Here is a 25,543-nt window from a genome sequence, read left to right as displayed (position 1 = left end):
CTCGCCTGCGGAATCCGCGCGTCCCTGGGTCGTGCATGGTTTCCCGGCCGGCGGAGGCTTCTGCGGATACCGTGGGGGCTCGGCAACCCGAGGGGGTTTCGTGGAGCGCGAAGTCGTCGCGGAGTCGCGGTTGGACTCCGTCACCGTGTACGCCTCCGGGGCGTTGTGCCGGAGGCGGGTCGTGGTGCCAGTGCCGCCCGAGGGACCGGGGCGGATCCGGGTGGGTGGGCTGCCGCTCGCGCTTGATGCGGGCTCGCTGCGGGCCCGCACGCTGAGCCCCGGCCCGAGGGTGACCGATGTGCGGCGGGAGGTGCGGGCGCAGCCGCGGGAGCCCGCGAGCCTCGCGGCCCTGCAGCGGGACGTCGACGCCGCCGAGGAGGCTTACGACGAGGCGCGGGCCCGGCGGGACCGCCTCGCCGGGCGGGCGGACGCGACAGCGGCCCTGCGTGCGGTGCCGCCCACCCAGCGGCGCGGCGACCCGCCGCGCCCCGCGCCGGTCGAGGCGTTCCTCGCGCTCGCCGACTTCGTCGACACCCGGCTCTCCGCCCTGCACGCGCGGCTCCTCTCCGCCGAGGACGAGGTGAGCCGCGCCGAGCACGCCTGGGACGTCGCCCGGCATCGCCTCGCCGAGGCTTCCCGGGCGCTGCCCACCCGGACCACGCTGACCTCCGTCGAGGTCGTGGTGACGCTCGCCGGGAGCACCCCGGCCGAGTTGGAGTTGGAGTTGGAGCTGGAGTACGTCGTCCCCGGGACCACGTGGTTCCCCTCCTACCAGCTGACCCTCTCGCGCGGCGCGGGCACCGCCGCCGGTGGCGGCCTCGCGATGCGCGCCAACATCGCCCAGGCGACCGGCGAGGACTGGACGGGCGTGCGGCTCAGCCTGTCCACCGCGGATCTGCACCGCCGCACCAGCCTGCCCGAGCTGCGGTCGATGCGGCTGGGACGCCGCCAGGACGAGGCCGCCCCCGGGCCACTGTGGCGCGAACCGCCCACGGGGACGGGCGAGTTGTTCGGTGGCTACGACGACGCCGGCCGCGGCCCCACCGGGACTCCGGCTCCGCCGGTGGCCCGGACCCGGTCCGCCTTCGGCGCGGTCGCCGCAGGCGCAGGCGCAGGCCGAAGCGTTGCCGAGATGGCCACCGCCGGAGCGACGGCCGGGTCGGCCTCGACGGTGTCGGGGGAGGGCCACGAGGACCTGCTGATGCGGTCGCTGGACCGCAGGGCCGGTCCCCGTGCCGTGGGGCCGCGTCCGGCCGCGCCCTACGGCGGGCCGCCCGCCCCCGCGGCCCTCGGCGCCGCGCCGCGCGGCCCGGGGGCCGCCTCGCGCGGCATCCCGGCACCGCCCCCGCCCGGCGCGCCCGCGCCGCAGGCGATCGCCTTCGCCGCCGCGCCGCCGCTCCCGCCGTCCCCACCGCAGCCCGATCCCGCACTGCAGGACTACGCGGGCCTCGTCCTCGCCGGTCCCGACGCGGCCCCGGCCGCGCGCGGGCGGCTCGCTCCCGACGTCGCGGACGGGCACGGCGCCGCCGAGTCCGAGCGAGTGCGCGGCGCCCGGGCCGTCGCCGAGCAGTCGGCACCGCCGCACGCGGTGCCGGTCGGGTTCTGGCCCGGCTCCTTCGCCTACCGTTTCGACGCTGCCGCGCCCGTGGACGTCCCGGCCGACGGACGCTGGCACAGCGTGCCCGTCGACGACTTCCCCGTGGGCCTGACGGCGTGGCACCTCTGCGTCCCGGCCCTCGACCCGGCCGTCTACGCGGCGGTCGAGCTGGCCAACACCAGCCGGCACGCACTGCTCGCCGGACCGGTGGAGATCCTCGTCGACGGCGAGTACACCGCGACGGTGCCGATGCCGGTCCTCGCGCCCGGGCAGAGCCGCCGGATCGGGATCGGCGTCGAGGAGGGCGTGCGGGTTGCCCGGCGCGTGCGGACGGCCGAGTCCACCTCCACCGGACTGCGCGGCGGGAGCACCGTGGTGGCGCAGAGCGTGGAGATCGAGGTGGCCAACCGGCTCGGCCACGCCGTCTCGCTGGAGCTGCTGGAACGCGTCCCGGTCAGCGATGACAAGGACGTGCGGATCGAGGACGCGCCGGCGGACCCGCCGTGGACGGTCGTCGCGTCCGAGGACGACCCCAAGCTGCGGCGCGGCCTGCGCCGCTGGCGCGTCGTCGTCGAGGCGGGCGGCAGCCTCACGCTGACGGCCGGTCATCAGCTGCGGTTCCCGGTCGGCAAGGCCGTGGTCGGCGGAAACCGGAGGGACGCATGAGCCACGAGGACCCGCAGCCGGACCTGTCGCCCCTCCCGGTCACCGCCGTGACGCTGCTGGAGGACCGGGCGGAGCTGACCCGCGTCCACCGGCTCGGCGTGCTGCCGCCGGGCACGCACCGGCTGCTGCTCGGACCGGTGACCCCGCTCGTCGTGGACCACTCGCTGCGTGGCGAGCTGTCCGCCGCGACCCAGGGCCGGGTGCTGGACCTGCGGGTGGTGCGCCGCTGGGTCCCGCGACCGCCGAGCGCGGTGACCGGCGGCCCGGGCGAGGACGCCTCCGAGGTCGAGCGGCAGGTGCACGAGCTGTCCGAGCAACTGCGTCGTGCCGAGTTGGAGGCCGCCCGGCTGGAGAGCCGCGTCGCCGTGCTGGACCAGCTCCTGGACGACCTGCGGCGCGCGGTGAGCGAGGAGGCGGGCGCGGGTGGGGCGCGTCCGCAGCACTGGGCCGAGGAGCTGGACCGGGCCGAGACGGCCCACGAGGAGCAGGCGGAGGCGCTGCGCGCCGCCCGGTTCCACCGAACCCGCCTGCGGCAGCGACTGATCCGGGCCCAGCAGGCCTGGGAGGAGGCGGAGGAGCGGCCGATGGAGCTCCGCGCCCACGTCGAGGCGCTGGTCGAACTCCAGGCCGCGGTCGAGGAGGACGCGGAGCTGGTCATCCGCCACCTCACGCCGTGCGCCCTGTGGCGTCCCGCCTACCGGGCGACGCTCGACGGGGAGGACGGCCCCGAGCCGCCGCAGTTGCTGCTGGAACGGGACGCGTTCGTCTGGCAGCGCACCGGCGAGCCCTGGCAGGACGTCCGGGTCACCCTCTCCACGGCGCGGCCGACCCGGGCGGCCGAGCCGCCGTTCCTGACCTCCGACGTGATCACGCTGCGCGAGCGCAGCAGCGAGGAGCGCCGCACCGTGGAGGTGGACCTGCGCGAGGTCGAGATCCCCGATCTCGGCCCGGACGTGGGTGGCCTCGACGCTGCCGAGCCGTCGCTGCCGCAGGTTCTTTCCCCGGCGCTGCCCGGGGTCGACGACGGCGGCGAGGCACGGAGTCTGACGGTCCCGCAGCCGCTGTCGGTGCCGAGCGACGGACGGCCGCACCGGGTCGCGCTCGGCGGCGAGACCGCGTCCGCGTCGGTGGAGCTGTGCTGTGCTCCGGAGCTCGCTCCCGTCGTCGTGCGCAGCGTGCGCTTCCGCAACGGGTTGGGCGAGCCGCTGCTGTCGGGTCCGGTGGACCTGGTGCGTGGGGGCGGCTTCGTCGGACGCACCGAGCTGCGGTTCACCGCGCCGGGAGCGGTGGCCGAGATCGGCTTCGGCAGCGAGGACACCTACCGCGCGGTCCGGACAGTCCGCGAGACGCGGGAGACAGGTGCGCTCACCGGCCGTTCGGTGCGCGGCCGGGAGGTCACGGTCGCGCTGTCCCGCTTCGCCCCGGCGGACGCGGGGCCGGCGCGGGTCGTGGTGCGTGAACGTATTCCGGTCTCCGAGCTCTCGGCGGTCGAGATCCGCGTCGACAAGGAGGGCACCACCCCCGCGCCGGACGCGGTGGACGCCGACGGAGTGGTCCGCTGGGAGGTGACCCTCGCCCCGGACGAGCGCCGCACGCTGGTGCTCCGCTACGACGTCGTGGCCGGTCGGGGTGTGGCGCTGCCCGACTGACGCCGGCCGGCACCGCTCGTGTGAACCGATCGCCAATCCACGAAATCGAGCACATCGGTTCACACGGTGCGCGAGGATGACTCCATCCGACCGTCCCAGCTCGGTCACCGGAGGGCAGTCATGCCGGAGACGTCGTCCGAAGCAGCCGGCACCGCCGAGGCGTCCACCGGCGCCGCGTCCCGGACGCGCGTGCTCCAGGTGTTCCCGAAGGCCGACGCCGAGACGCGCGCGGTGCTGCGCCGCGACGCGGTGCCGATCGCGGTCGGCGCGCTGCTCGCGGTCGCCGCGCTGGCCGCGCGGGACGGCTTCTCGGCGTTGCTGCCCGCGCACGTGGTCTTCGCCGTCCTCGCCGCCGCCCTCACCGCGCTCGACCTGCGCCTGCGCCGTCTCCCCGACGCGTTGACCCTGCCCGCCTACCCGGTGCTGTTCGCGCTGCTCGCCCTGCCCGGTGACGGCGGCGCCCTGGTCCGTGCGCTGCTCGCCGCCCTCGTCCTGACGGCCTGCTACTACGCGCTCGCCTTCTTCGGCGGTGCGGGCCTCGGCGACGTGAAGGCCGCGGGTGTGGTCGGTCTGGTTCTCGGCTACGCGGGCTGGCACACGCTCCTCGCGGGGACGCTCTACGCCTCCCTCCTCGCCGCCGTGCTGGCGGTCGCGCTGCTGGTCTCCCGCAGGGCGTCCCGGCGCACCCAGATCCCCTTCGGCCCGTTCATGGCGGTCGGCGCCCTGCTCGCGCTGCTGCTGTGACGGCGCCCCGGGGCCTTGTGGTGGCATCGACTGCGCTGCGGCCCCGACTGTGCTGCGGCCCCGGTTGTGACGTGGACGCCGGCACGGCCGTGACCTGCGGGACTTACCATCGAGCCGTCCCGCCCTCCCGCGCGTCCTGGAACGGCCCGCCATGTCGTCGACCGAGCTCTCTCCAGCCCTGCCGCCCGCCTCGTTCGTGCCGGTCCCCACGCGTGACCGTCTCGTCCTCACCGGCGGCGATCTCACCGCCGCCGACGTAGCCGCGCTGGCCCGGCGGCGTGTGAACGCGGTGCTCGACCCGGGCGCGTGTGAACGGGTCCGTGCGGCGCGGGTCGCCGCGCTGCGGGTCACAGCGCGCAAGCGTGTGTACGGGCACACCACCGGCGTGGGTGTGAACCGGACGACCGACGTCCCGGCCGAGGCGGCCGACGCGTTCGGGATGAACCTGCTGCGCAGCCACAGCGGCGGCATCGGGCCCGTCGTCCCCGACGAGCACGCCCGCGCGATGCTCGCGGTCCGGCTCAACCAACTGCTCGGCGCGGGTTCCGCGCTCGGCCTGGACGTCGTGGACCGGATGGGGCAGGCGCTCGCCTCGGGACACGTCCCCGCCGTGCACGCCTACGGCGCCGTCGGCACCGCCGACCTCTCGGCGCTCGGCGAGCTCGGCCTCACGCTGGCCGGAGAGCTCCCGTGGCACGGCGGCGCGCCCGGCGCCCAGGCGCCCGCGCCGGTGGCGCTGACCCACTGGGACGCACTGCCGCTGATGTCCAGCAGCGCGCTGACGATCGGGCAGACCGCGCTCGCCGCGACCGACCTGCGGACCCTGCTCGACCGGATCCCGCTCGTCGCCGCGCTCACCCTCACCGCCGTGCGGGGCTCCGCCGAGCCCTACGCCGACGCCGTCCACGCCCGCCGCCCCCACCCCGGTGCGACCCGCCTCGCCGCCCGGATGCGCGGCCTGCTCGCCGCCGCGGACTGGCAGCCGCCGCTGGTCCAGGACCCCTTCGGCCTGCGCTGCCTGCCGCAGGTCCACGGCGCGGCGCTGGAGGCCGCCGACGCGCTCGACCGCATCCTGGGTGTCGAGCTCAACGCCGCCGCCGAGAACCCCCTGCTTGACGCCGAGGGGTTCGACTACCACCACCACGGCGGCTTCCACCAGGCCGGACTCGCCCTCGCCGGCGACCAGTACCGCCTCGCCCTGCTCGGCACCGCCCAGCTCTCCACCGCGCGCCTGGGCACCCTGGCCGACCCGGCCTTCACCGGACTCGCCCCCTACCTCGCCGCCGACGTCGAGGGCAGCAGCGGCATCATGATCACCGAATACGCCGCGCAGTCCGCCCTGGCCGAACTCCGGTCCTTCGCCCAGCCGGTCACCCTGGGCCACGCGGTGCTCTCCCGTGGCGTGGAGGAGCACTCCAGCTTCGCCTCCACCGGCGCCCGCCGCCTCCTCGACTCCGTCGAGCCCTTCCGCCTCGTCCTGGCCTGCGAACTCCTCGCCGCCGTGCGGGCCCTGCGTCTGCGCGACACCGTCCCCGCGGGCGACGGCGAACTGCGCGCCTTCTACGACCGGGCCCGATCGGTCGTCGAGTCCGGCACGGCGGACCAGCAGCTCACCACGGCGGTCCAGGCGGCGGCGGATCTGCTGATCAACCCTTAAGCGGCCTTCACAGCCGTAGAGTTGGTCCCGTGGCGGACGAGACGACGCACTACTCCGTGGGCGGCGACGCCCGGGTCGAGACGGTCGTCCAGAGCGGGCGTATCGACAACATCCACGTCCACCTGGCCGAGCGTGAGTCGTCCGTTCCTTTCCAACTGCCGCCGGATAACCGGCCTTTCGTCGACCGGGAGACGCAGCGGGCGGCCGTCGACGCGGCGGCCTCGAAGGAGCGGCAGGGACCGTTGGTCGTGGCGCTGAGCGGGCTCGGCGGGATCGGGAAGACCGCCCTCAGCCACAGGCTCGCGCGGACGCTCGCCGCACGCTGTCCGGACGGCGTCCTCTACGTCGACCTCGACGACCACCGCGGTAGCGGCGCCGGCATCGCCGGTCACGGCCACCAGCCCGTGGACCCGGCCGATCCCGCCGAGGCGCTCGGGGAACTGCTGGAAGGGCTCGGCGTGCCGCCGACGTGGTTGCGGCGGTCGGCGACCGCGCGGCGCGGCCAGTACTGGTCGCTGACCGCCGAGCGACGCGTCGTCGTGCTGCTCGACAACGTCCGCCACGGCGCCGAGGCGCTGCCGCTGCTGCCCAGCGGCCCCGGCTGCGTCGCGATCCTGGCCAGCCACGGCCCGCTGCGCGACCTCGACGGCGCGATCCCGCTCAGCCTGCCGCTCGAGCAGCTCGCCGAGCCGGACGCGGTCGAGCTGCTCCGGCGTCTCGTCGACGACGAACGCCCGGCGGAAGAGCCGGAGGCGCTGGCCGAACTCGCCCGCCGCTGCGGCGGCCTGCCGGCCGCCCTGCACGTCGCCGGGCAGTGGGTGCGCCGCCACCCGCGCCGCCCGCTGGCCCGGCTGGCCGCCCAGCTCCGGACCCGGTTCCAGGACGAGGGGATGCCCGTGACCGAGCCCGTCTGGGACGCCGCCTACGCCGCGCTCGGCCCGACCGCCGCCCGGCTCTACCGCCTTCTCCCGCTCCACCCCGCGCCCCAGCTCTCCGCCCTCCCGGCCGCCGCGCTGCTCGGCACCGACCCGGACGAGGCCGACGACGCGCTGGACGAACTCATCGACGCAGGCCTGCTCCAGTACGCCCCCAAGTCCGCCGTGGCACCGGCCGAGCCAGGCCTGGCCCACCCTGACCTGGCGCGCCCCGATCTCGCGGGGGCCCGTCCCGCCCCGGACAGCCCAACTCCGGACCGCCTCGCTCCGGTCAGCCCAGCTCCGGACCGCCCCACCCCGGACAGCCCAGCTCCGGACCGCTCCGCAGGGCGCGGCCACGACACGCTCCGGCTCCACGATCTCCTCCGCGGCCACGCCGAACGCTGCCGCGCCCGCGACGCCGGGCCCGAGGAAGCGGCCGAGGCGCGGACGCGGCTGATTCGCTGGTACCGCCGCCAGGCGGCCCGCGCGGACGCGCTCGCCGCCGGGCCGCGCCTGACCCTCGCGCCCGCCCTGCCGGAGCCGTCGCACTCCGCCGACGTCGAACTCGCCGGAAAGGCCGACGCACTGCGCTGGTTGGAGGCCGAGCGTGCCGCCCTGTTCGGCTGCGTCGCGCTCGCCTACGAGGAGGAGCGCGACGAGGACGCCTGGGCCCTGTGCGAGCCGCTGTGGACGCACTACCTGGATCATCCGCACGACACCGCCGTCGTGGAGACTTTCCGTCACGGCGTCGCCGCCGCCCAGCGGGCGGGCGAGCTGCGGGCGCTGGTCCGACTGCGGTGCCAACTGGCGCGCCCGCTCTGGGAACAGGGCCGGTTCGAGGAAGCGGGGGAGCAACTGCGCCACGCGCTCGCCGGCGCGGAACTGCTCGGCGAGGGGGACGGGGACCGCAAGCTGGTCGCCTCCACGGTCGAGTTCCGCGGCAACCTGTCCGCCGCACAGGGAGCCTGGACCGACGCGGAACGCGACTTCGAGGCCTCGCGGCAGATCCACGCCGCGATCGGCAACGCCTACGGCGTGCTGCTGCAGACCTACCAGCTCGGCAAGGCGGCCGCCGCCCAGGGCCACCTCGACCGCGCTGTGCCGCTGCTGCGCGAGGCCCACACCGCCGCGCACGAGCAGGGCCGCGAGCGCATCACCGCCCGGACCGGCTTCGAACTCGGCCGCGCGCTCGCCCGCACGGGGCGCCCGGAGGACGCCGACGAGGCCCGCGCGCGCTACGCCGCGGCGCTGAGCGGCGCCCGCGCCCGTGGCTCGACGGCGGAGGAGGCGCGCGTCCTCGGCGCGCTCGCCGAGCTCGTGCCGGGCGCCGAGGGGGGGGCGGTACCGGGCCGAGGCGCTGGCGATCCGCAGCCGCTTCGGCCTCCCGGTGGAGTGAGGTGGCGTCAGACCTCCTGCTCCAGCTCCCGCTGCGTCGGCGCGTCGAGCCGCAGCGCGTGCGTGCGACCGCCGACCAGGCAGCGCAGAGAGCCCACGCCCACCAGCGGTTCGGTCCACGCGTGCAGGACGGAGGCCGCCACGGCCGGGTCCGTGCGCACCACTCGCCCGTCCGCTGTCGCCCCCGGTGCGATCCGGACGACGAGCGCGCCGTGGCGGGCGCTGCGGACGAGCACACGGTCCGCGTCCAGCACGACGGCCGCCGTCCGGCAGGACGGGTGCTCGCGCAAGGCCCAGCGGCACCATCCGTCCGCCGTCCAGCCGGCGCTGTGCGGGGCGTCGTCCGGCTGCGGCCGGACGACGCGGCGGACCAGCACGCCCGCGCCGCGCACCTGCCGGTCGCTCGCGACGCCGAACTCGATGGCGAGGTGGTGGGTGCCACGCGAACTGTCCACGGGGAACCGCTCGACGGCGACGGTCCGCCCCGACACCCTCTCCACCGCGACGGCGAAAGCGCCGGGCTGCCGTGGCCGGTTCCTTGGCCCCGGGAGGGGCAGCGTCTCGGCGACCCGCTCCGGAGCGGCCCGCCCGAGCAGCCCGTACAACTCCCGGCCCAGCAGCTCCAGACTCCGCCCCCGCTCGGCGAACGCAGCCTCCACGCAATCCCGTTGATCCAGCACGCGGGCCTGTGCGAATGCCTCCTCGAACCCGTCCGCGCCCTTCAGCCACGGAGCACGACGCAGCAGCTCCGCCATCGGCGTCCCGTCCAGCAGCTCCGGCCCGCCGTCACCGGCCGCGACGACGGGCAGGCCCAGCGCGGCGCCGTAGAGCGCGGCGGAGCCGTGGTCGCCGACCACCACGTCGGCGGCGACCAGCAGTGCGGCCCACTCCTCGTACGGGTCCGCGACGATCAGGCCGGCGTCCAGGGCGGGGCGCAACTTCCGCTCGATCTCCCGCCATCCCTCGTGGCTGTGCACGTTGGGGTGGGCGACGAGGGCCACCTGATAGCCGTCATGGGGGAGCGCCTGCGCCAACTCCGTTACCAAGTCCGGGCGTCGGCGCAGTAGCGAGTGCCGGCCCCAGGTCGAGCTCACGACGACGAGCCGGCGCCCGCCGGTGCCGAGTGCCGCCCGGTACTCCTCGCGCCGGGCACGGGAGGCCACCATCCGGTCGAGCGTCGGATCACCGACGACCACGGCGTGCCGCTCGGCGCCGGGGCAGTGGCGGGCGAGCCGCTCTATCTGACTCGGATGCGCCACCGCGTGCAGCGCGGCCCAGGGCCGCCCGTCCCCGCGCAGCAGGTTCCCGCCGTCCATGCCGGACGGCACCCCGTCCGTTCCCTCGCCCGGGATCGCCTTGTTGTACCCGGCGCCGTGCGGCAGCAGCACGTGCGCCCCATCGAGCGCGTCCAACGGTCCTTTGGGGCTGGCGGCCAGCACCAGGTCGTACGGCGTCCGCACCGCCTCCGCCCACGGCACGACCCGCGCCCCACCCCTCCCGCGCTCGAGCGCGGCCAGCGCCTCCACCCCGAACCGCGACCCGGGCACGAGCGTGAACCGCACCGTGACCTCGGGATCCCCGTCGAACACGGGCAGCACGTCCAACAACCGGTGCAGCGCGGCCGCGGACCTCACCGCACACAGCACCTGCTGGCTGCTGGCTGCTGGCTGCTGGCTGCTGGCTGCTGGCTGCTGGCTGCTGGCTGCTGGCTGCGCCAGCATCCCCATTCTAGTCGCCCCCTGCTCGCCGTCGCAGGCGTTTTCGCAGGTCAGAGCCGATATTCCGGCCTCGTCGGCAGCCATGCGCAGGATCGTACCGCGTGCTGCTAGCGGCGAGCTCCGACCTCACCTGCCTCGCGCCGTGCCACCCTGATGCCCTCGACGGCGGCGACGAACTCCGGCTCGTCCTCACGCATCGCCAGGACGCCGAGGAGGAACACCTCCCGCTGCCGGCCCAGCCCGGCGTAGAGCGCGCAGCCGCCGCCCCTCCCCATGGAGTGCACCTCCAGCGAGACCAGGTCCTCCCAGCGCACGTGCCGCCGCATGACGAAGCCGCGCGTGCGGATGCCCGTCGCGTCGACGGTGGTGGACCCCAGGTAGCGGGCGCCGACGCCCAGCATGACCGGCGTGCAGAGCACGACGCAGGCCGCGTAGGCGAACAGGAAGTGGTCCCAGCGGAAGCCGCCCTTCAGGCTGAGAACCGCCGCGACCACGGTGTAGAGCCCTGGTGTCAGGGCCAGGACCAGCCTCCCGGCGCGCCGTAGCTGCGGTGAGGCCCGGTACCGCGTCGCGGTCATGCGCCGAGAGCCTTGCCGGAGTTCGCGTAGGCCCTCGCCGCGGCCCGCCGCCGCCTCAGCGGCAGCAGCGGAACCTGCCACGTCCAGACCCCGAGCACGGCGACAGCGGCCAGCAGGACGAGCGACACGGTCATCCAGTCCGATCCGCCGTCCGCCGGGAAGACGTCCACCCGGTCGCCGGTGTCCAGCGCGGGTACGGAGCCACCCACGTGCGAGGGCGCACCGCTGTCCATGCCGACGCCGTGGCGGGTCACCGAGCCGTCGGTCGACACGAAGTCACCGGTGTAGAAGCAGGACTTGTCGCAGCTCACCGAGGTCGCGGTGAAGGTGCCGCGCGTTCCGTGACCCAGATGCGCGGCCCAGGCGGGACCGATGTCGAGAGCCGAGAAGGCGATCAGGACCAGTGCGAAGAACGGCACCGCGTAGCGCCAGATCCACCGCTTGAGCCGATCGGCTCCCCGCTGTCCGAACGCCTGCTTCGCGCGCATGCTCGCCCTGTCCGTTCCTTTGGTGCAGTCGCCGGTGAGCGGTAGTCCTGAGCACTCCCACCGGGCGGACCGACAGAGTATGCCTCCGGCGCCGCGACTCCACCAGAGGGTCGACCGTCCCCCTCGGCGCACTGCGACGAGCAGCAGACTCCCGCCCTCCAAGGCCACACCGGCCGGCCAGTTCCGGCGCCGCTGCTCATCTGTCGGTGGGCGGTGCCATCATCCGGTCATGCCGCTGATCGACTACTTCGCCGCGCGCGAACGACCACGAAGCGCTGAGTGTGATGGACCAGCCGGGAGGACCCGACGCCTCCCGCTTCGAGGTGGTCCACCTCAAGGGCTTCGACCCGGTGGTGGTCATGGCGCAGCTCGAGGCCGTCCTGACCGGCAGCACCTACGACGAGGTCACGTCGCGCGCCGACTACGCACGACAGCCCGGCCAGAAGGGCACCCCGCCCGACGAGTTGGGCACGCAAGGGGTACGGGCCTGATCGGGCCTCAGAAACGACGATGGCCCAGGCAGACCGGGTATCCCGGTTGACCTGGGCCTTTGTGGTGCGTACTGCGAAGTGCCCCCGGTAGGATTCGAACCTTCGCACCCGCCTCCGGAGGGTGCGAAGGAGATCATCCTACCGACCTGCGCAAATGCGCCCTTGGCGGCTCCCTCGTCGCGGGACCCCTGCTGTCCGGGATTCCCCGTGAGGTACCGGTCGTTCTGGCGCGGTTCTGGCGCGGGCCCCCTTCAGTGCATGGGAGTCCAATGTCCTGGAGATCGTTGGCACAGGACTTGTGCCATGACGTGGTGCTTGGCTCGCCGCTGGGCGCGGACGCTCTCAGGGCTGCCGAGACGGCTCTCGGGAGGGACCTGCCTCTGGTCCTGGCCCTCTTGCTCAGCGATTGCGATGGGATTCAGCACGAGTACGGCACGGATGTCATCTGGAGCACCAAGCGACTCCAGGAAGAAAACCTGAGGCTCCGTTCGGACCAGAGCCTCGGTGATCTCTACGCAGGGCACGGAGAGGTCCTGTTCATCGGTGACAACGGTTGGGACGACCGCTTTGCACTCGTGGCAGATGGATCGGTATTCGCGTGGGTAGCCGAGACAGGGGAGTGGGTGTTCGCTGCCCCAGATCTTGAGGCGTACGTCCGGATCGCCATGCGAGACGAAGGAGACTGGTATCGGACCGGAGGGTAGCTCCGCAGGAACCACAGCGGTGCCCGCTGCCATCCCGTCTGCCGTCGACCCACACGCCCGTGGAGCGGGCCTGCCCTCTGGGGGCCAGATGGAGCGCGCCACTGTACGAACGATCTGGACCCCAGAGGGCAGGTCTGCTCGGCTTTGCCTGGGTTGATGGCCGGCGGGAAGGCAACCCCTCGCCAGCCACGACAGACCGACACTCGCAGGCTGACCTTGGCCATCCCGGAGCCGGAGCGCCCCCGCCGGAGGCAACCTGGCGACCCACTGGGCTGGCGGATGGATCGCGTCAGCGACTGCCCCGTGGGGGTTCGTACTGGGGTGGCTCGTTGTGGTGCGGCGGGCCGCCCGCCGCCGGGCCCGGCCGAGCCTAAAAGCGGAGGCGGGCCCGAGCGGCGGGGCGGGCCGCGCCGCGCATGGCGCGGCGTGGTCGTCTTGATTCAGTAGCGAAACTCGTCACCACGCCTTGGGCGTGGATCAATGATGTGGCGTCATGGAACTGATCAGTCAGCCTCGGCCGGTGGAATCGGCACGTTGTACGTGAGCGTGTACCGATCCGAAGCGACCACGATGTCGCACGTCTCAACGGGCCTGTCGGCGACGAAGTACGTCCGGATGATGGCCATGATCGGCACGCCTGGGGCGATGTCCAGGGCCTCCGCCTCGTAGGGGCGCGGAGCGCGGGCGTTCACGTCCTCGGTGACGTGCGTGATGTTCAGGCCGATGGAGTCGAAGCGGGGAACCACTCCGGTGACTGCTCCGCCTTCTGGCTGCTCGATCGGCGTTCCCTCGGTGAGCGCCAAGGGCTCGTAGGACGTGGAGAGCATGACGGCTTCCTCGCCCGCGAAGAACCGGTAGTTGGTCCGCATCACCGGGTCGCTGGCCGCGATGTTCAGTCGTTCGGCGATGGCCTTCGTGGCAGTGGTCCGCCTGCTCTGGTACTCCCACTCGGAGCGTCGCCCCTGGGCCTCCGCAGCGCGCTTCATCGGGGAGCTGGTCGGCCGCTTCCCATAGAGATCGCCCATGATGCGCTGGCGTACTGGGCGCTGCTCGCGAACAAAGGTGCCTCGCCCCTGCTGCTTGAGGACCAGGCCTTCGTTCTGGAGTACCTCGACGGCCATGCGAACCACGATCCGGGACACGCCGTAGTCGGCCATCAGCTCCTGCTCGGACGGGAGCTTGTCGCCCGCGCTGAGTGCCCCGTCCGTGATCTGACGGCGGATGTCGTCGGCGATCTGAACGTATGCGGGGCGCTCCTGGAATGTGGCCACGGGCCGACTCTCTCCGTCGTCTGTCCAACCAAGTGGACGCCTTGTCTACTCGATAGGACAAGTAGAGCACGCAGGCACTAGCTGGAGATAGAGGCGCAGGTCGCGGCCTATTGGCAAGACGTCATACTCGTTATAACCTTTACGGGTAACCAAGGCTCGACCCTGAGTGATCCACAGGTCTGTTCGCAGCCAGGGGCGGCGCTCCACCGCCAAGCAGATACGCCGCCCCTCTGTCCCATACGGGAGGTTCCATCATGCCTGCAACGCTGCCCGCTTCGCTTGCCTCCGTCCCCGAGTTCTTCCCGGAGCTCGCGGACCTGACCGAGACCGAGCTGATCGCGGCGATCCACGCGTCGGACTACGAGGCGACGGTGAACCCGGACCCGTCCGCGCTGGCGGCGTTCGCCTTGCAGGGCCTGCGCTTCCGGGGCCGCCTCGGCGTGGCCCAGGACGCGATCCAGCTCCTGACCTACTGGCTCGTCTCCGCCGAGGGCGAGCACCACAGCGCGGCCAAGCTGGCCAAGGCCCGCGCCGCGCACGGGGACCGCTTCGACACCCGGCTGATCATCAACATCTCGCACGTGGTGCAGAGCAAGCGCCGGGAGATCCGCTCGGTCCGCACCGGCCACGACTGCCCGGTCTGCGGCGACTCCCACAGCCAGATCAACCCCGAGTGCGCCGCCGAGTTCGCCGCCCGCCAGTGGACGGCCTGCATCGAGTGCGAGGGCACCGGCTGGGACACCACGGGCATGGAGATCTACTGCCGGATCTGCTGCGGCTCCAAGCTGGTCGAGGCCGGGCCGATCGCCGGGGCGGTGGCTGCGTGACCTTCCCCCTGCCCGCCGACGAGTCAGAGCGCGCCGCGATCCTGGACCTGGCGCGCCTGGCCCGTCAGGGTGCCGTGCCCCGTCAGGTGGAGCTGATCCGCCGCACCGGGGGCTGCTCGCACCCGATCCACCTGCAAGGCTTCCGCACCCTGCTCCACGGCCCGACCGGCCAGGTCTTACACACCTACGCCACGTCGTCGGAGCCGGACGGCCGGATCAAGGTCGCCTGCGGCAACCGCCGGGCCTCGCGCTGCCCCGCCTGCTCGCGCACCTACGCCGCTGACACCTACCACCTGATCCGCGCCGGGCTCATCGGCGACGAGAGCAAGGGCGTCCCCGCGACGGTCCGGAATCACCCTCGCGTCTTCGCCACGCTGACCGCCCCGTCCTTCGGCCCGGTCCACAACCGTCCCGACGCCGGGGCCTGCCGCTGCGGCACCGCCCACCTGACCGGAGACCCGAACCTCGGCACCCCGCTCGACCCGGACCGGTACGACTACGCGCACGCGGTGCTGTGGAACAACAACGCCCCCGCCCTGTGGCGACGGTTCACGACCTACCTGGGCCGCAAGCTGGCCAAGGCCGCCGGGCTCAAGCGCTGGGAGTTCGACAACGTGGCCCGTGTCAGCTTCGGCAAGGTCGCCGAGTACCAGCGCCGGGGCGCGGTCCACTTCCACGCGGTGATCCGCCTCGACGGCCCGGACGGTCCGGCCAGCCCTCCTCCCGCCTGGGCCACGGTCGCCCTGCTTGACCGTGCGATCCACGAGGCTGCCCGTGATGCTTCGGTGCCACTGGGCCCGTCCGGTGATCAGCCGGGCCGCGTGCTGCGCTGGGGGGAACAGATCGACGTGCGTCCCATCCGGGCCTTCGGCGACGGCTCGGAGATCACCGAACAGGCCGTGGCCTCCTACGTGGCCAAGTACGCCACCAAGGCGGCCGAGAGCACCGACAGCGTGGACCGCCGCCTGATCGACCGCAGCGAGGTGGAGCGCTATGACGTGCCCGCGCACACTCGGCGCCTGATCGAGACCTGCTGGGACCTGGACGACGCCTACCCGGAACTCCTGCTCGCGCACTGGTCGCACATGCTCGGCTTCCGGGGCCACTTCTCGTCCAAGTCCCCGACCTACTCGACCACCCTCGGCGCGCTGCGGCAGACCCGGACCGACTTCCGCGCCGCCCAGGCCCGCGAGGAACTGCGCGAACGGCTGCTCGCCGAAGGGCTGCCCGACCTGGACGACCTGCCCGACGAAGAAACCCTCGTGCTCGCGCACTGGACCTTTGCCGGGTCCGGGCTGACGCCGGGCGAATCTTGGCTTGCCGCCGGGGTTGCTCGGGAGATCTACGAGAACCGCATCACTGCCAGAGAGGAGCTCGCATCGCTCCTGGACCGAGAGGAGGAACAGGCGTGGACCGCCTGCTGACCGTACGTGAGGTGGCCGAGAGGCTCGGCACCTGGGAGAGCAGCAAGGAGCGCTTCGTGCGCCGGCTGATCGAGGAACGCCGGATCGAGTTCGTCCACGTGGGGCGCCTTGTCCGCATCCGGGAGAGCGTCGTGGCGGCCTACATCGAGGCCAACACGGTCCGGCCGGTCGTCCGCGGGCGTCGGCTGAGGGCGGTGGCTGCCTGATGACGAACACCAAGGGCACTCGCCGGCGCTTCGGAGCGGTCCGCCAATTCCGTTCGGGCCGTTGGCAGATCCGCTACCGCGACCCGGAGACTAACCTCTACCGCAACGGTGAGGAGACGTACCGGACCAAGCGGGATGCCGAGATCGCGCTGACGCAGATCGAAGCAGACATGTCGCGGGGTCAGTGGACTGATCCGGACGCCGGGAAGGTTCTCCTGGGGGAGTTCGCGGATCACTGGCTTAGGGATCGAGACCTGTCGGCGCGCACCCGCGAGCGGTACGAGGGCGTCATCCGCCTGCACGTCAGGCCGCAACTCGGGGCCCGGATGCTGGCGGAGCTGACCCCGGCGAAGGTCCGGGCCTGGCGCACCGAGCTGATCGATGCGGGCGTCGGGGAAGCGACTGTGGCCAAGGCGTACCGCGTGCTCCGGGCGATCCTGAACACGGCCCTGGACGACGGGCTGATCCAGCGGAACCCCTGCCGGATTAAGGGTGGAGGAGACGAGAATTCGCCGGAACGGCCCGTGCTGACGATCGCTGAGGTCTATGCCGTGGCGGGCGCGATCCAGCCTCGCTACCGGGTGCTCGTCCTGCTGGCGGCCTTCGCCAGTCTCCGGTTCGGTGAGCTCGCCGCGCTCCGTCGCTCGGACATCGACCTGGAGCACCGGGTCATCCGGATCAGGCAGTCTCAGGCGGAACTCGCGACCGGCGCTCTGGAGATCAAGCTCCCCAAGAGCGCGGCTGGTGTCCGCCCGGTGGCCTTCCCCGAAGCGCTCGCGTCCGAAGTGGAGACGCACCTGCGCTGGTTCTCGGAGAACGGTCCGGACGGGCGGGTCTTCGCGGGGCCTCGCGGCGGGCTGCTGCGGCGGAGCAACTTCCACCACCTGTGGAAAACGGCCCTGGCCGACTCGGAGATCCGCCGGGTCCGCTTCCACGACCTGCGGCACTTTGGCAACGCCATGGCGGCCGATGCCGGCGCGAGCACGCGGGAGCTCATGCACCGGATGGGCCACTCGACCATGGATGCGGCCCTGCGCTACCAGCACATGCGGGCCGAACGCGACCGCGTGATCGCGGACGGGATCGACCGGGAGATCCGGAAGGCGCTCGCTCCGAAGCGGCGGAAGCCAGGCCACAAGGGCACCCCACCCGAGGAATCTGGCGCGGAAGTGGCGCGGGGCTGATCCAGCCTCAGAAACACTCAAGGCCCGGGCTGGCGAGTCAACCTCGCTGGCCTGGGCCTTTGGCATTCAGTGGTACTGGTGCCCCCGGTAGGATTCGAACCTACGCACCCGCCTCCGGAGGGCGGTGCTCTATCCCCTGAGCTACGGGGGCGCACTGTCTTGCGACGTGGAGAACACTACCAGCCCAGACCCCCTGCTCGTGTACAGGCTTTTCGGAAGGTCTCCTCACCAGTTCCGGTGGAAGTGGCCAAAACGAGGACGGAGGGTGGTTCCTCCGCATACCCTCAGTGATGTGTCAGGCGAGTCGGGGCGGGTGCTCGTTGTCGATGACAGCGCGGTGATCCGTCAACTGATCAGGGTGAACCTGGAGCTCGAGGGCTTTGAGGTGGTGACCGCCGCCGACGGGGCCGAGTGTCTGGATGTCGTGAACGTCGTGCGGCCGGACGTGATCACGTTGGACGTGGTGATGCCGCGGTTGGACGGGTTGCGGACGGCGGCGCAGTTGCGCGCCGATCCGCGGACGAGCCATCTGCCGATAGCGATCGTGAGCGCCTGCACCCAGCTGGATCTGGAGCGCGGGGAGTCCGTCGGGGTGGACGGGTATCTGGCGAAGCCGTTCGAGCCGATGGATCTGGTGGCGTTGGTCGGCCGCCTGGTCACGGGGCGTGAGGGGCGACCGGGGCGGTCGGTGCACGAGGAGGCGATGGGCGTTCGCCCACGGCGAACGCCGTGAGGGGGTGTGGGGGGCGGGTCGTGGGGTGGCGCGTCTCGGACGGCAGAACGGATGCCAGGGTTGCGGCCGGTCTCGCCTAGGCTTGCCCCGTGACACCCGCAGAGCTCTCCCAGGCAGTCCAGGCCGCCGTCAGCGCCGCCGTCGAGGCGGGCGAGCTGACCGTCGCCGTCCCCGAGACGGTGAACGTCGAGCGTCCCAAGAACCGCGACCACGGCGACTACGCCGTCAACGTCGCGCTCCAGCTGGCCAAGGCCGCCGGCAAGCCGCCGCGACAGGTGGCCGAGCTGGTCGCCGCGCGGCTGCGAGAGCTGCCCGGGATCGCGAAGATCGACATCGCGGGGCCGGGCTTCCTGAACATCACCCTCGACGCCGCGACGCAGGGTGAGCTGGCCCGGACCATCGTCACCGCCGGTGAGCAGTACGGCCACGGCGAGGCCTTTGCCGGGCAGAAGATCAACCTGGAGTTCGTCTCCGCCAATCCGACCGGTCCGATCCACATCGGCGGCGTCCGCTGGGCCGCCGTCGGCGACTCCCTCGCGCGCATCCTGCGCGCCTGCGGCGCCGACGTGACGACCGAGTACTACATCAACGACGCCGGCGTGCAGATCTCCAAGTTCGGCACCTCGCTCCAGGCCGCGGCGAACAACCGCCCGGTTCCGGAGGACGGCTACGTCGGCGAGTACATCAACGACATCGCCGCCGAGATCGTCAAGCAGAACCCCGGCATCCTGGACGAGGCCGAGGACGCCCAGGTGGAGCAGTTCCGCTCCGAGGGCCTGCGCCTCATGGTCGCCGAGATCCAGCGCTCCATGGAGGAGTTCGGCGTCCACTTCGACGTCTGGTTCTCCGAGAAGTCGCTGCACGACTCCGGCGCCGTCGAGAAGGCCGTCGAGCGGCTGCGCGAGCAGGGTCACGTCTACGACCAGGACGGCGCCGTCTGGCTGCGCACCACCGACTTCGGTGACGACAAGGACCGCGTCCTGATCAAGGCGGACGGCGACACCACCTACTTCGCCTCCGACGCCGCGTACTACCTGAACAAGCGCGACCGCGGCAACGACGTCAACGTCTACATGCTCGGCGCCGACCACCACGGCTACGTGGGCCGCCTCAAGGCGATCGTGGCGTGCGCAGGTGACGACCCGTCGCGCAACATCGAGGTGCTGATCGGGCAGTTCGTGAAGATGCTCAAGGACGGCGAAGAGGTTCGCATGTCCAAGCGCGCCGGCAACATCATCACCATCGACGACGTCGTCGACTGGGTCGGCGTCGACGCGGCCCGCTACTCGCTGGCCCGCGTCCCCACCGACTCCACCCTCACGCTCGACATCGACGTGCTGACCAGCCAGTCCAAGGACAACCCGGTCTACTACGTCCAGTACGCGCACGCCCGGATGTCCTCCATCGCCCGCAATGCGGCCGAGCTGGGCGTCGACAAGGGTGCGGCCGAGGACTTCAAGCCGGAGCTGCTCAGCACGCAGTGGGAGAACCAGTTGCTGGGCCGCCTCGGCGAGTTCCCGGGTGAGCTGGCCGAGGCCGGTGAGTTCCGTGCTCCGCACCGCGTGGCCCGCTACCTGGAGGAGCTGGCCGGCGACTACCACCGGTTCTACGACAACTGCTGGGTACTGCCGCGCGGTGACGAGGAGGCCACCGACCTGAACCGCGCCCGGCTGTGGTTGGTCGAGGCGACGCGGACGGTGGTCGCCAACGGCCTCGGACTGCTGGGCGTCTCCGCGCCCGAACGGATGTAGCAGTGAGCAGGGGCCCGAAGCCGGAAGGCTTCGGGCCCCTCGTGCAAGCACGCGAAGAGCGCGAAGAGATAAGGCGATGAGATGAGCCGCTCCGCCCACCCCGCCGGGCCCCGCCACGGGGACGTGCTGCCCGAGGGCCACTACACGGCCCCGCCGGCCGACCTCAACGCGCTCGATCCCAAGGTCTGGTCCGCGACGGTCGAGCGCGGCGCGGCGGACGGCGTCGTGAGCGTCGGCGGCCTCGACGTGCTGACGCTCGCGGAGCGGTTCGGCACGCCGGCCTACATCCTCGACGAGACGGACTTCCGCGAGCGCTGCCGCGCCTGGCAGGACGCCTTCTCACACCTGGACGCGGACGTCTACTACGCCGGCAAGGCCTTCCTCTCCCGCGCCGTCGTGCGCTGGCTGCACGAGGAGGGGCTGAACGTCGACGTGTGCAGCGGCGGCGAGTTGACCGTCGCGCTCTCCGCCGGGATGCCTGCCGGGCGGATCGCGCTGCACGGCAACAACAAGACCCGCGCCGAGCTGGAGTACGCGGTGAAGTCCGGCGTCGGGCACGTGGTCGTGGACTCCTTCGAGGAGTTGGCCCGCCTCGCCTGGATCGCGACCGAGCAGGGCGTCCGGCAGACGATCCTGTTGCGCGTCACCGTCGGCGTCGAGGCGCACACCCACGAGTTCATCGCCACCGCTCACGAGGACCAGAAGTTCGGCTTCTCCCTCACCGGCGGCGACGCCGCCGAGGCGGTGCGGCGGGCGCTGATGCTGGACGGTGTGGAGCTGGCCGGCATCCACTCGCACATCGGCTCGCAGATCTTCGACATGGCGGGCTTCGAGGTGGCGGCCCGCCGCGTCGTCGGGCTGCTGGCGCAGATCAAGGCCGAGCACGGCGTCGAGCTGCCCGAGATCGACCTCGGCGGCGGCCTCGGCATCGCCTACACCAGCGAGGACGACCCGCGCGAGCCGCACGAGATCGCGGCCGCGCTGACACAGATCGTGAAGCGCGAGTGCGCGGCGGAGGGTCTGGCCGTGCCGCGGCTCTCGGTCGAGCCGGGCCGGGCGATCGTCGGCCCGACGGCGTTCACGCTCTACGAGGTCGGCACGGTCAAGCCGCTGGGAGGGCTGCGCACCTACGTCAGCGTCGACGGCGGCATGTCGGACAACATCCGCACCGCGCTCTACGACGCCGAGTACAGCGTCGCGCTGGTCTCGCGCGCCTCGACGGCGGAGCCGATGCTGAGCCGGGTCGTGGGCAAGCACTGCGAGTCTGGCGACATCGTCGTCCGCGACGCCTTCCTCCCGGCCGACCTGGTCCCGGGGGACCTGCTCGCCGTCCCCGCCACGGGCGCCTACTGCCGCTCGATGGCCAGCAACTACAACCACGCGCTGCGCCCGCCGGTGGTCGCGGTCCGCGACGGCGAGGCGCGGGTCATCGTCCGTCGTGAGACGGAGGAGGACCTGCTCCGCCTCGACGTGGGGTGAGGCGCGGGGTGAGGCGCGGAGTGAGGCGCGGAGTGAGGCGCGGGGCGAGGGAGCGGCGCGCCGCAGGATTTCCGGCGGTTCGGTATCGAGCAGCGGAATTCGTGTCTCAATCCGTGGAACGACCGCAGATTCGACGGGTGAGTCGCGGAGACTTGTAGTCACAGGCCAACATCAGCCGCTGTCGCTCGGTGAACTGCGCGGCGACAGCAACCCAGGCAGGACGGAGTCGGATGATGCGTACGCTCAAGGTGGCGCTCCTCGGTTGTGGAGTAGTGGGCTCCGAGGTGGCACGCATCATGACGACGCACGCAGCCGACCTGGAGGCCCGGATCGGCGCCCCCGTCGAGCTCGCGGGCGTGGCCGTCCGCCGGGCCGGGCGTCCGCGTCCGGGCGTGCCGGAGCACCTGATCACCACCGACGCCGAGGGCCTGGTCAAGCGGGACGACATCGACGTGGTCATCGAGGTCGTCGGCGGCATCGAGCCCGCCCGCTCGCTGATCCTGTCGGCGTTCGAGGGCGGCAAGTCCGTCGTCTCGGCCAACAAGGCCCTGCTCGCCGTCGACGGCGCCGCCCTGCACGCGGCGGCCGCGAAATCCGGCGCGGACCTGTACTACGAGGCCGCAGTGGCCGGCGCGATCCCGCTGATCCGCCCGCTGCGCGAGTCCCTGGCGGGCGACAAGGTCAACCGGGTGCTCGGCATCGTCAACGGCACGACCAACTTCATCCTCGACAAGATGGACACCACCGGCGCGGGCTACTCCGAGGCGCTGGAGGAGGCCACCGCGCTCGGCTACGCCGAGGCGGACCCGACCGCCGACGTCGAGGGCTTCGACGCCGCCGCCAAGGCCGCGATCCTGGCCGGTATCGCCTTCCACACCCGCGTGGTCGCCTCCGACGTCTTCCGCGAGGGCATCACCGAGGTCACCGCCGCCGACATCGCCTCCGCGAAGGCCATGGGCTGTGTGGTCAAGCTGCTCGCCATCTGCGAGCGCGCCAAGGACGAGAACGGCGAGGAGTCGGTGACCGCCCGCGTCCACCCGGCGATGATCCCGCTCAGCCACCCGCTGGCCTCCGTGCGCGGCGCCTACAACGCCGTCTTCGTCGAGGCCGACGCGGCCGGTCAGCTGATGTTCTACGGCCCGGGCGCCGGCGGCGCGCCGACGGCCTCCGCCGTGCTGGGCGACCTGGTCGCGGTGTGTCGCAACAAGGTGGCCGGTGCGACGGGACCTGGCGAGAGCGCGTACGCTCAGCTCACCGTCAACCCCATGGACGACGTGGTCACCCGCTACCACGTCAGTCTGGACGTCGCCGACAAGGCGGGTGTCCTCGCCCAGGTCGCCACGGTCTTCGCCGAGCACGGGGTGTCCATCGACACCGTCCGCCAGCAGGGCCGGGACGGCGACGCCTCGCTTGTCGTCGTGACGCACCGCGCCACCGACGCCGCGCTGTCCGCCACTGTCGCCGAACTGCGCACCCACGACCACGTCCGCGGCGTGGCCAGCATCATGCGTGTCGAAGGGGAGTAACCCACTATGAGCACCACCCTCCAGCACACCCACCAGTGGCGCGGCCTCATCGAGGAGTACCGCGACCGGCTCCCGGTCACCGCCTCCACGCCCGTGGTGACCCTGCTCGAGGGCGGCACGCCCCTCGTACCGGCGCAGCTGCTCTCCGAGCGCACGGGCTGCGACGTCTACCTGAAGGTCGAGGGAGCCAACCCGACCGGGTCCTTCAAGGACCGCGGCATGACGATGGCCATCTCCAAGGCCAAGGAGGCGGGCGCGCAGGCGGTCATCTGCGCGTCCACCGGCAACACCTCCGCCTCGGCGGCGGCGTACGCGGTCCGAGCCGGGATGGTCTGCGCGGTGCTGGTGCCGCAGGGCAAGATCGCGCTCGGCAAGATGGGGCAGGCCCTCATCCACGGCGCCAAGATCCTCCAGGTGGACGGCAACTTCGACGACTGCCTCACGCTCGCGCGGGACCTGTCCGACAAGTACCCCGTGGCGCTGGTGAACTCGGTCAACCCGGTCCGGATCGAGGGCCAGAAGACGGCCGCGTTCGAGATCGTGGACGCGCTCGGGGACGCCCCCGACATCCACGTGCTGCCGGTGGGCAACGCGGGCAACATCACCGCCTACTGGAAGGGCTACAAGGAGTACGCGGCGGACAAGCTGGCGTCGCGCACTCCGCGGATGTTCGGCTTCCAGGCGGCGGGCTCGGCCCCGATCGTGGACGGCGCCCCCGTGCTGAAGCCGCAGACGATCGCCACGGCGATCCGGATCGGCAACCCCGCCTCGTGGGACTACGCGATCGCGGCCCGGGAGGAATCGGGCGGCCTCATCGACAAGGTGACGGACCGGCAGATTCTTTCGGCGTACCGCCTGCTGGCGGCGAGCGAGGGCGTGTTCGTCGAGCCCGCGTCGGCGGCGTCCGTCGCGGGCCTGCTCCAGGCCCACGAGCAGGGCCTGATCGACCCGGGCCAGCGCATCGTCTGCACGGTCACCGGCAACGGCCTCAAGGACCCGGACTGGGCGGTGGCGGGTGCCCCGCAGCCCACCGTCGTCCCGATCGACGCCACGGCCGCGGCGGAGCGCCTCGGGCTCGCGTAGCGAGCCCGCCAGGGGCGCGAGGAACTGCGCGACAAGCCACCCACGAAGGTAGAACCCCGAACGTGCAGGGCCATCCGCACGGGGTGGTTCCTCGCGCAGTTCCTCGCGCCCCTGGGGGTTGCAACTGATCCACGGCGACACCCCACTGTCCGGGGTGTACCGCTGAGCAGCCCCTTTTCGATACGCTGGCGTCATACCCCAAGCACACCTTCCCAGATGCATGTTGCAGGAGAGTCCACGCAATGGCAGGTCCCGCCTTCCGCGCCGCCGCCGTACGGGTGCGGGTGCCCGCGACCAGTGCCAATCTCGGGCCGGGGTTCGACACCTTCGGTCTCGCGCTCGGCCTCTACGACGACCTCGTGGTCCGCGTCGCCGACGCGGGCCTGCACGTCGACATCGCCGGGGAGGGCGCCGACACCCTGGCCAGGGACGAGCGGCACCTCGTCGTCCGCTCCATGCGCGCCGCCTTCGACCGCCTGGGCGGCCAGCCCCGCGGGCTGGAGGTCGTCTGCGCCAACCGGATCCCGCACGGGCGGGGCCTCGGCTCCTCCTCCGCCGCGATCGTCGCGGGCGTGATGGCCGCGCGCGCGGTGACCGTCGGCGGGACAGAGGCGCTGGACCAGGCCGCGACGCTCGCGCTCGCCTCCGAGCTGGAGGGGCACCCGGACAACGTCGCCGCCTGCCTGCTCGGTGGCTTCACCGTCGCCTGGACCGACGCGTTCGAGGGGGACGCGGCCGTGCACGCGGCCGGCAGCGGCGCCCACGCCGTCACCCTCACGCCGAATTCCGACGTCGTTCCGGTGGTCTTCATTCCGTCGAACCCCGTGCTCACCGAGGTCGCGCGAGGCCTGCTGCCCGCGACCGTGCCGCACGCGGACGCCGCCGCCAACGTCGCGCGGGCCGCGCTGCTCGTGGAGGCGGTCACCCGCCGTCCGGAGCTGCTGCTGCCGGCGACCGAGGACCGCCTGCACCAGGACTACCGCACTCCGGCGATGCCGCAGAGTGCCGCGCTGGTCGCGGGCCTGCGCGCGGAGGGCGTCGCCGCCGTGATCTCCGGTGCCGGACCGACGGTGCTGGCCTTGACCGACGAGAGCGGCGCGGACAAGGTGCTCTCCTTCGCCGGGGAGGGCTGGGCCGCGCACCGGCTGGCGCTGGACACCGAGGGGGCCGCGATCCTGCCGCTCGCGCAATAGCGGGGCAGCCGGGCGGGTGGGGCGAGCAGTTAGCGGAGGATTCTCGGCGAAAGTGGGAACACGATTGACACTCGCAGAGTGGGGGAATGTTTGTTGGGTCCAGTAGTGTTAATCTCATGTCTGCACCAGGCGCCCAGTGCCGCCCGGTGCGCAGCGTCCCCTCCTTCGGGACAGCAATTCTCCGGGAGCCCGCCACATCGCGTACGCAGCCTGCCTGCGCCATTGTGACCGCATCCCGATGCCGTGTCGGCGAACCCCGCTT

At 72.5% G+C, this 25,543-nt stretch carries 21 protein-coding genes and 1 tRNA gene; 18 read left to right on the top strand and 4 right to left on the bottom strand.

All coding sequences use genetic code 11. The features are described 5' to 3' along the window. The first annotated feature begins 100 nt into the window (after positions 1 to 100). The 6 genes from ABH931_RS06155 (at position 101) to ABH931_RS06130 (ending at position 9,692) form a co-directional block, all read left to right on the top strand. Positions 101 to 2,263, top strand: a complete 2,163-nt coding sequence (locus ABH931_RS06155) for a DUF4139 domain-containing protein (protein WP_370110658.1) — start codon at positions 101 to 103, stop codon at positions 2,261 to 2,263. Then, positions 2,260 to 3,912, top strand: coding sequence for a mucoidy inhibitor MuiA family protein (locus ABH931_RS06150; RefSeq protein ID WP_370110657.1), 1,653 nt, complete (start codon positions 2,260 to 2,262; stop codon positions 3,910 to 3,912). Before ABH931_RS06155 ends, ABH931_RS06150 begins: the two co-directional genes overlap by 4 nt. 120 nt (positions 3,913 to 4,032) lie before the next feature. Then, on the top strand, positions 4,033 to 4,656 hold the full coding sequence (locus ABH931_RS06145) for a prepilin peptidase (protein ID WP_370110655.1): 624 nt from the start codon (positions 4,033 to 4,035) through the stop codon (positions 4,654 to 4,656). Between the two features lie 151 nt (positions 4,657 to 4,807). Beyond that, a complete protein-coding gene (locus tag ABH931_RS06140) occupies positions 4,808 to 6,313 on the top strand; it encodes an aromatic amino acid ammonia-lyase (protein WP_370110654.1) in 1,506 nt (501 codons plus the stop codon). Positions 6,314 to 6,342: 29 nt separating this feature from the next. After that, complete coding sequence (locus ABH931_RS06135) at positions 6,343 to 9,297, top strand: hypothetical protein (RefSeq protein ID WP_370110652.1); 2,955 nt, start codon at positions 6,343 to 6,345, stop codon at positions 9,295 to 9,297. After that, positions 9,294 to 9,692 carry a hypothetical protein gene (locus ABH931_RS06130; protein WP_370110651.1) on the top strand — a complete coding sequence of 133 codons (399 nt, stop codon included), beginning with the start codon at positions 9,294 to 9,296 and terminating at the stop codon, positions 9,690 to 9,692. The genes ABH931_RS06135 and ABH931_RS06130 overlap by 4 nt, the downstream gene beginning before the upstream one ends. A gap of 758 nt (positions 9,693 to 10,450) precedes the next feature. On the opposite strand, the gene ABH931_RS06125 is transcribed toward ABH931_RS06130, so the two are convergent. Beyond that, a complete protein-coding gene (locus ABH931_RS06125; RefSeq protein ID WP_370110649.1) occupies positions 10,451 to 10,921 on the bottom strand; it encodes a PH domain-containing protein in 471 nt (156 codons plus the stop codon). Continuing rightward, complete coding sequence (locus tag ABH931_RS06120; protein WP_370110647.1) at positions 10,918 to 11,409, bottom strand: hypothetical protein; 492 nt, start codon at positions 11,407 to 11,409, stop codon at positions 10,918 to 10,920. The genes ABH931_RS06125 and ABH931_RS06120 overlap by 4 nt, the downstream gene beginning before the upstream one ends. Positions 11,410 to 11,693: 284 nt before the next feature. On the opposite strand from ABH931_RS06120, the gene ABH931_RS06115 reads away from it, so the two are divergent. Both ABH931_RS06115 and ABH931_RS06110 read left to right on the top strand, forming a co-directional pair. After that, positions 11,694 to 11,900, top strand: a complete 207-nt coding sequence (locus tag ABH931_RS06115) for a hypothetical protein (protein ID WP_370110645.1) — start codon at positions 11,694 to 11,696, stop codon at positions 11,898 to 11,900. Positions 11,901 to 12,184: 284 nt separating this feature from the next. Continuing rightward, on the top strand, positions 12,185 to 12,604 hold the full coding sequence (locus ABH931_RS06110; protein WP_370110644.1) for an SMI1/KNR4 family protein: 420 nt from the start codon (positions 12,185 to 12,187) through the stop codon (positions 12,602 to 12,604). A gap of 503 nt (positions 12,605 to 13,107) precedes the next feature. On the opposite strand, the gene ABH931_RS06105 is transcribed toward ABH931_RS06110, so the two are convergent. Continuing rightward, positions 13,108 to 13,875: a GntR family transcriptional regulator gene (locus ABH931_RS06105; RefSeq protein WP_370110642.1), complete on the bottom strand. Its 768-nt coding sequence runs from the start codon at positions 13,873 to 13,875 to the stop codon at positions 13,108 to 13,110. Between the two features lie 254 nt (positions 13,876 to 14,129). On the opposite strand from ABH931_RS06105, the gene ABH931_RS06100 reads away from it, so the two are divergent. The 4 genes from ABH931_RS06100 to ABH931_RS06085 are packed head-to-tail and all read left to right on the top strand — an operon-like array spanning position 14,130 to position 17,516. After that, positions 14,130 to 14,702, top strand: a complete 573-nt coding sequence (locus tag ABH931_RS06100; RefSeq protein WP_370110640.1) for a hypothetical protein — start codon at positions 14,130 to 14,132, stop codon at positions 14,700 to 14,702. Beyond that, positions 14,699 to 16,126 (top strand): replication initiator, encoded by a 1,428-nt coding sequence (locus ABH931_RS06095; RefSeq protein ID WP_370110638.1) that lies wholly within the window; start codon positions 14,699 to 14,701, stop codon positions 16,124 to 16,126. The genes ABH931_RS06100 and ABH931_RS06095 overlap by 4 nt, the downstream gene beginning before the upstream one ends. Further along, on the top strand, positions 16,111 to 16,332 hold the full coding sequence (locus ABH931_RS06090) for an excisionase family DNA-binding protein (protein WP_370110636.1): 222 nt from the start codon (positions 16,111 to 16,113) through the stop codon (positions 16,330 to 16,332). The genes ABH931_RS06095 and ABH931_RS06090 overlap by 16 nt, the downstream gene beginning before the upstream one ends. After that, positions 16,332 to 17,516, top strand: coding sequence for a tyrosine-type recombinase/integrase (locus ABH931_RS06085; RefSeq protein ID WP_370110634.1), 1,185 nt, complete (start codon positions 16,332 to 16,334; stop codon positions 17,514 to 17,516). Before ABH931_RS06090 ends, ABH931_RS06085 begins: the two co-directional genes overlap by 1 nt. A gap of 76 nt (positions 17,517 to 17,592) precedes the next feature. Here ABH931_RS06085 and ABH931_RS06080 read toward each other — a convergent pair. Then, positions 17,593 to 17,667 (bottom strand) — tRNA-Arg (locus ABH931_RS06080). A 141-nt stretch (positions 17,668 to 17,808) separates the two neighbouring features. On the opposite strand from ABH931_RS06080, the gene ABH931_RS06075 reads away from it, so the two are divergent. From ABH931_RS06075 to thrB, 6 genes are all read left to right on the top strand, one after another. After that, entirely contained in the window at positions 17,809 to 18,249 is a 441-nt protein-coding gene (locus tag ABH931_RS06075; protein ID WP_370110632.1) for a PleD family two-component system response regulator, read from the top strand. An 89-nt stretch (positions 18,250 to 18,338) separates the two neighbouring features. Next, on the top strand, positions 18,339 to 20,000 hold the full coding sequence (gene argS, locus ABH931_RS06070; protein WP_370110630.1) for an arginine--tRNA ligase: 1,662 nt from the start codon (positions 18,339 to 18,341) through the stop codon (positions 19,998 to 20,000). A gap of 81 nt (positions 20,001 to 20,081) precedes the next feature. Next, positions 20,082 to 21,479, top strand: a complete 1,398-nt coding sequence (gene lysA, locus ABH931_RS06065) for a diaminopimelate decarboxylase (protein ID WP_370110629.1) — start codon at positions 20,082 to 20,084, stop codon at positions 21,477 to 21,479. 230 nt (positions 21,480 to 21,709) lie between these two features. Continuing rightward, on the top strand, positions 21,710 to 23,005 hold the full coding sequence (locus ABH931_RS06060; protein WP_370110627.1) for a homoserine dehydrogenase: 1,296 nt from the start codon (positions 21,710 to 21,712) through the stop codon (positions 23,003 to 23,005). Positions 23,006 to 23,011: 6 nt separating this feature from the next. Next, positions 23,012 to 24,088, top strand: coding sequence for a threonine synthase (gene thrC, locus ABH931_RS06055; protein WP_370110625.1), 1,077 nt, complete (start codon positions 23,012 to 23,014; stop codon positions 24,086 to 24,088). A 242-nt stretch (positions 24,089 to 24,330) separates the two neighbouring features. Continuing rightward, a complete protein-coding gene (thrB, locus tag ABH931_RS06050; protein ID WP_370110623.1) occupies positions 24,331 to 25,281 on the top strand; it encodes a homoserine kinase in 951 nt (316 codons plus the stop codon). Positions 25,282 to 25,543: the final 262 nt, after the last annotated feature.

Origin of the sequence: Streptacidiphilus sp. MAP12-33, assembly GCF_041261265.1 — a bacterium.
Taxonomy (GTDB): Bacteria; Actinomycetota; Actinomycetes; order Streptomycetales; family Streptomycetaceae; genus Streptacidiphilus.
The sequence above is the reverse complement of the archived record's forward strand: the minus strand, read 5'-3'. Positions and strand labels throughout refer to the sequence as shown.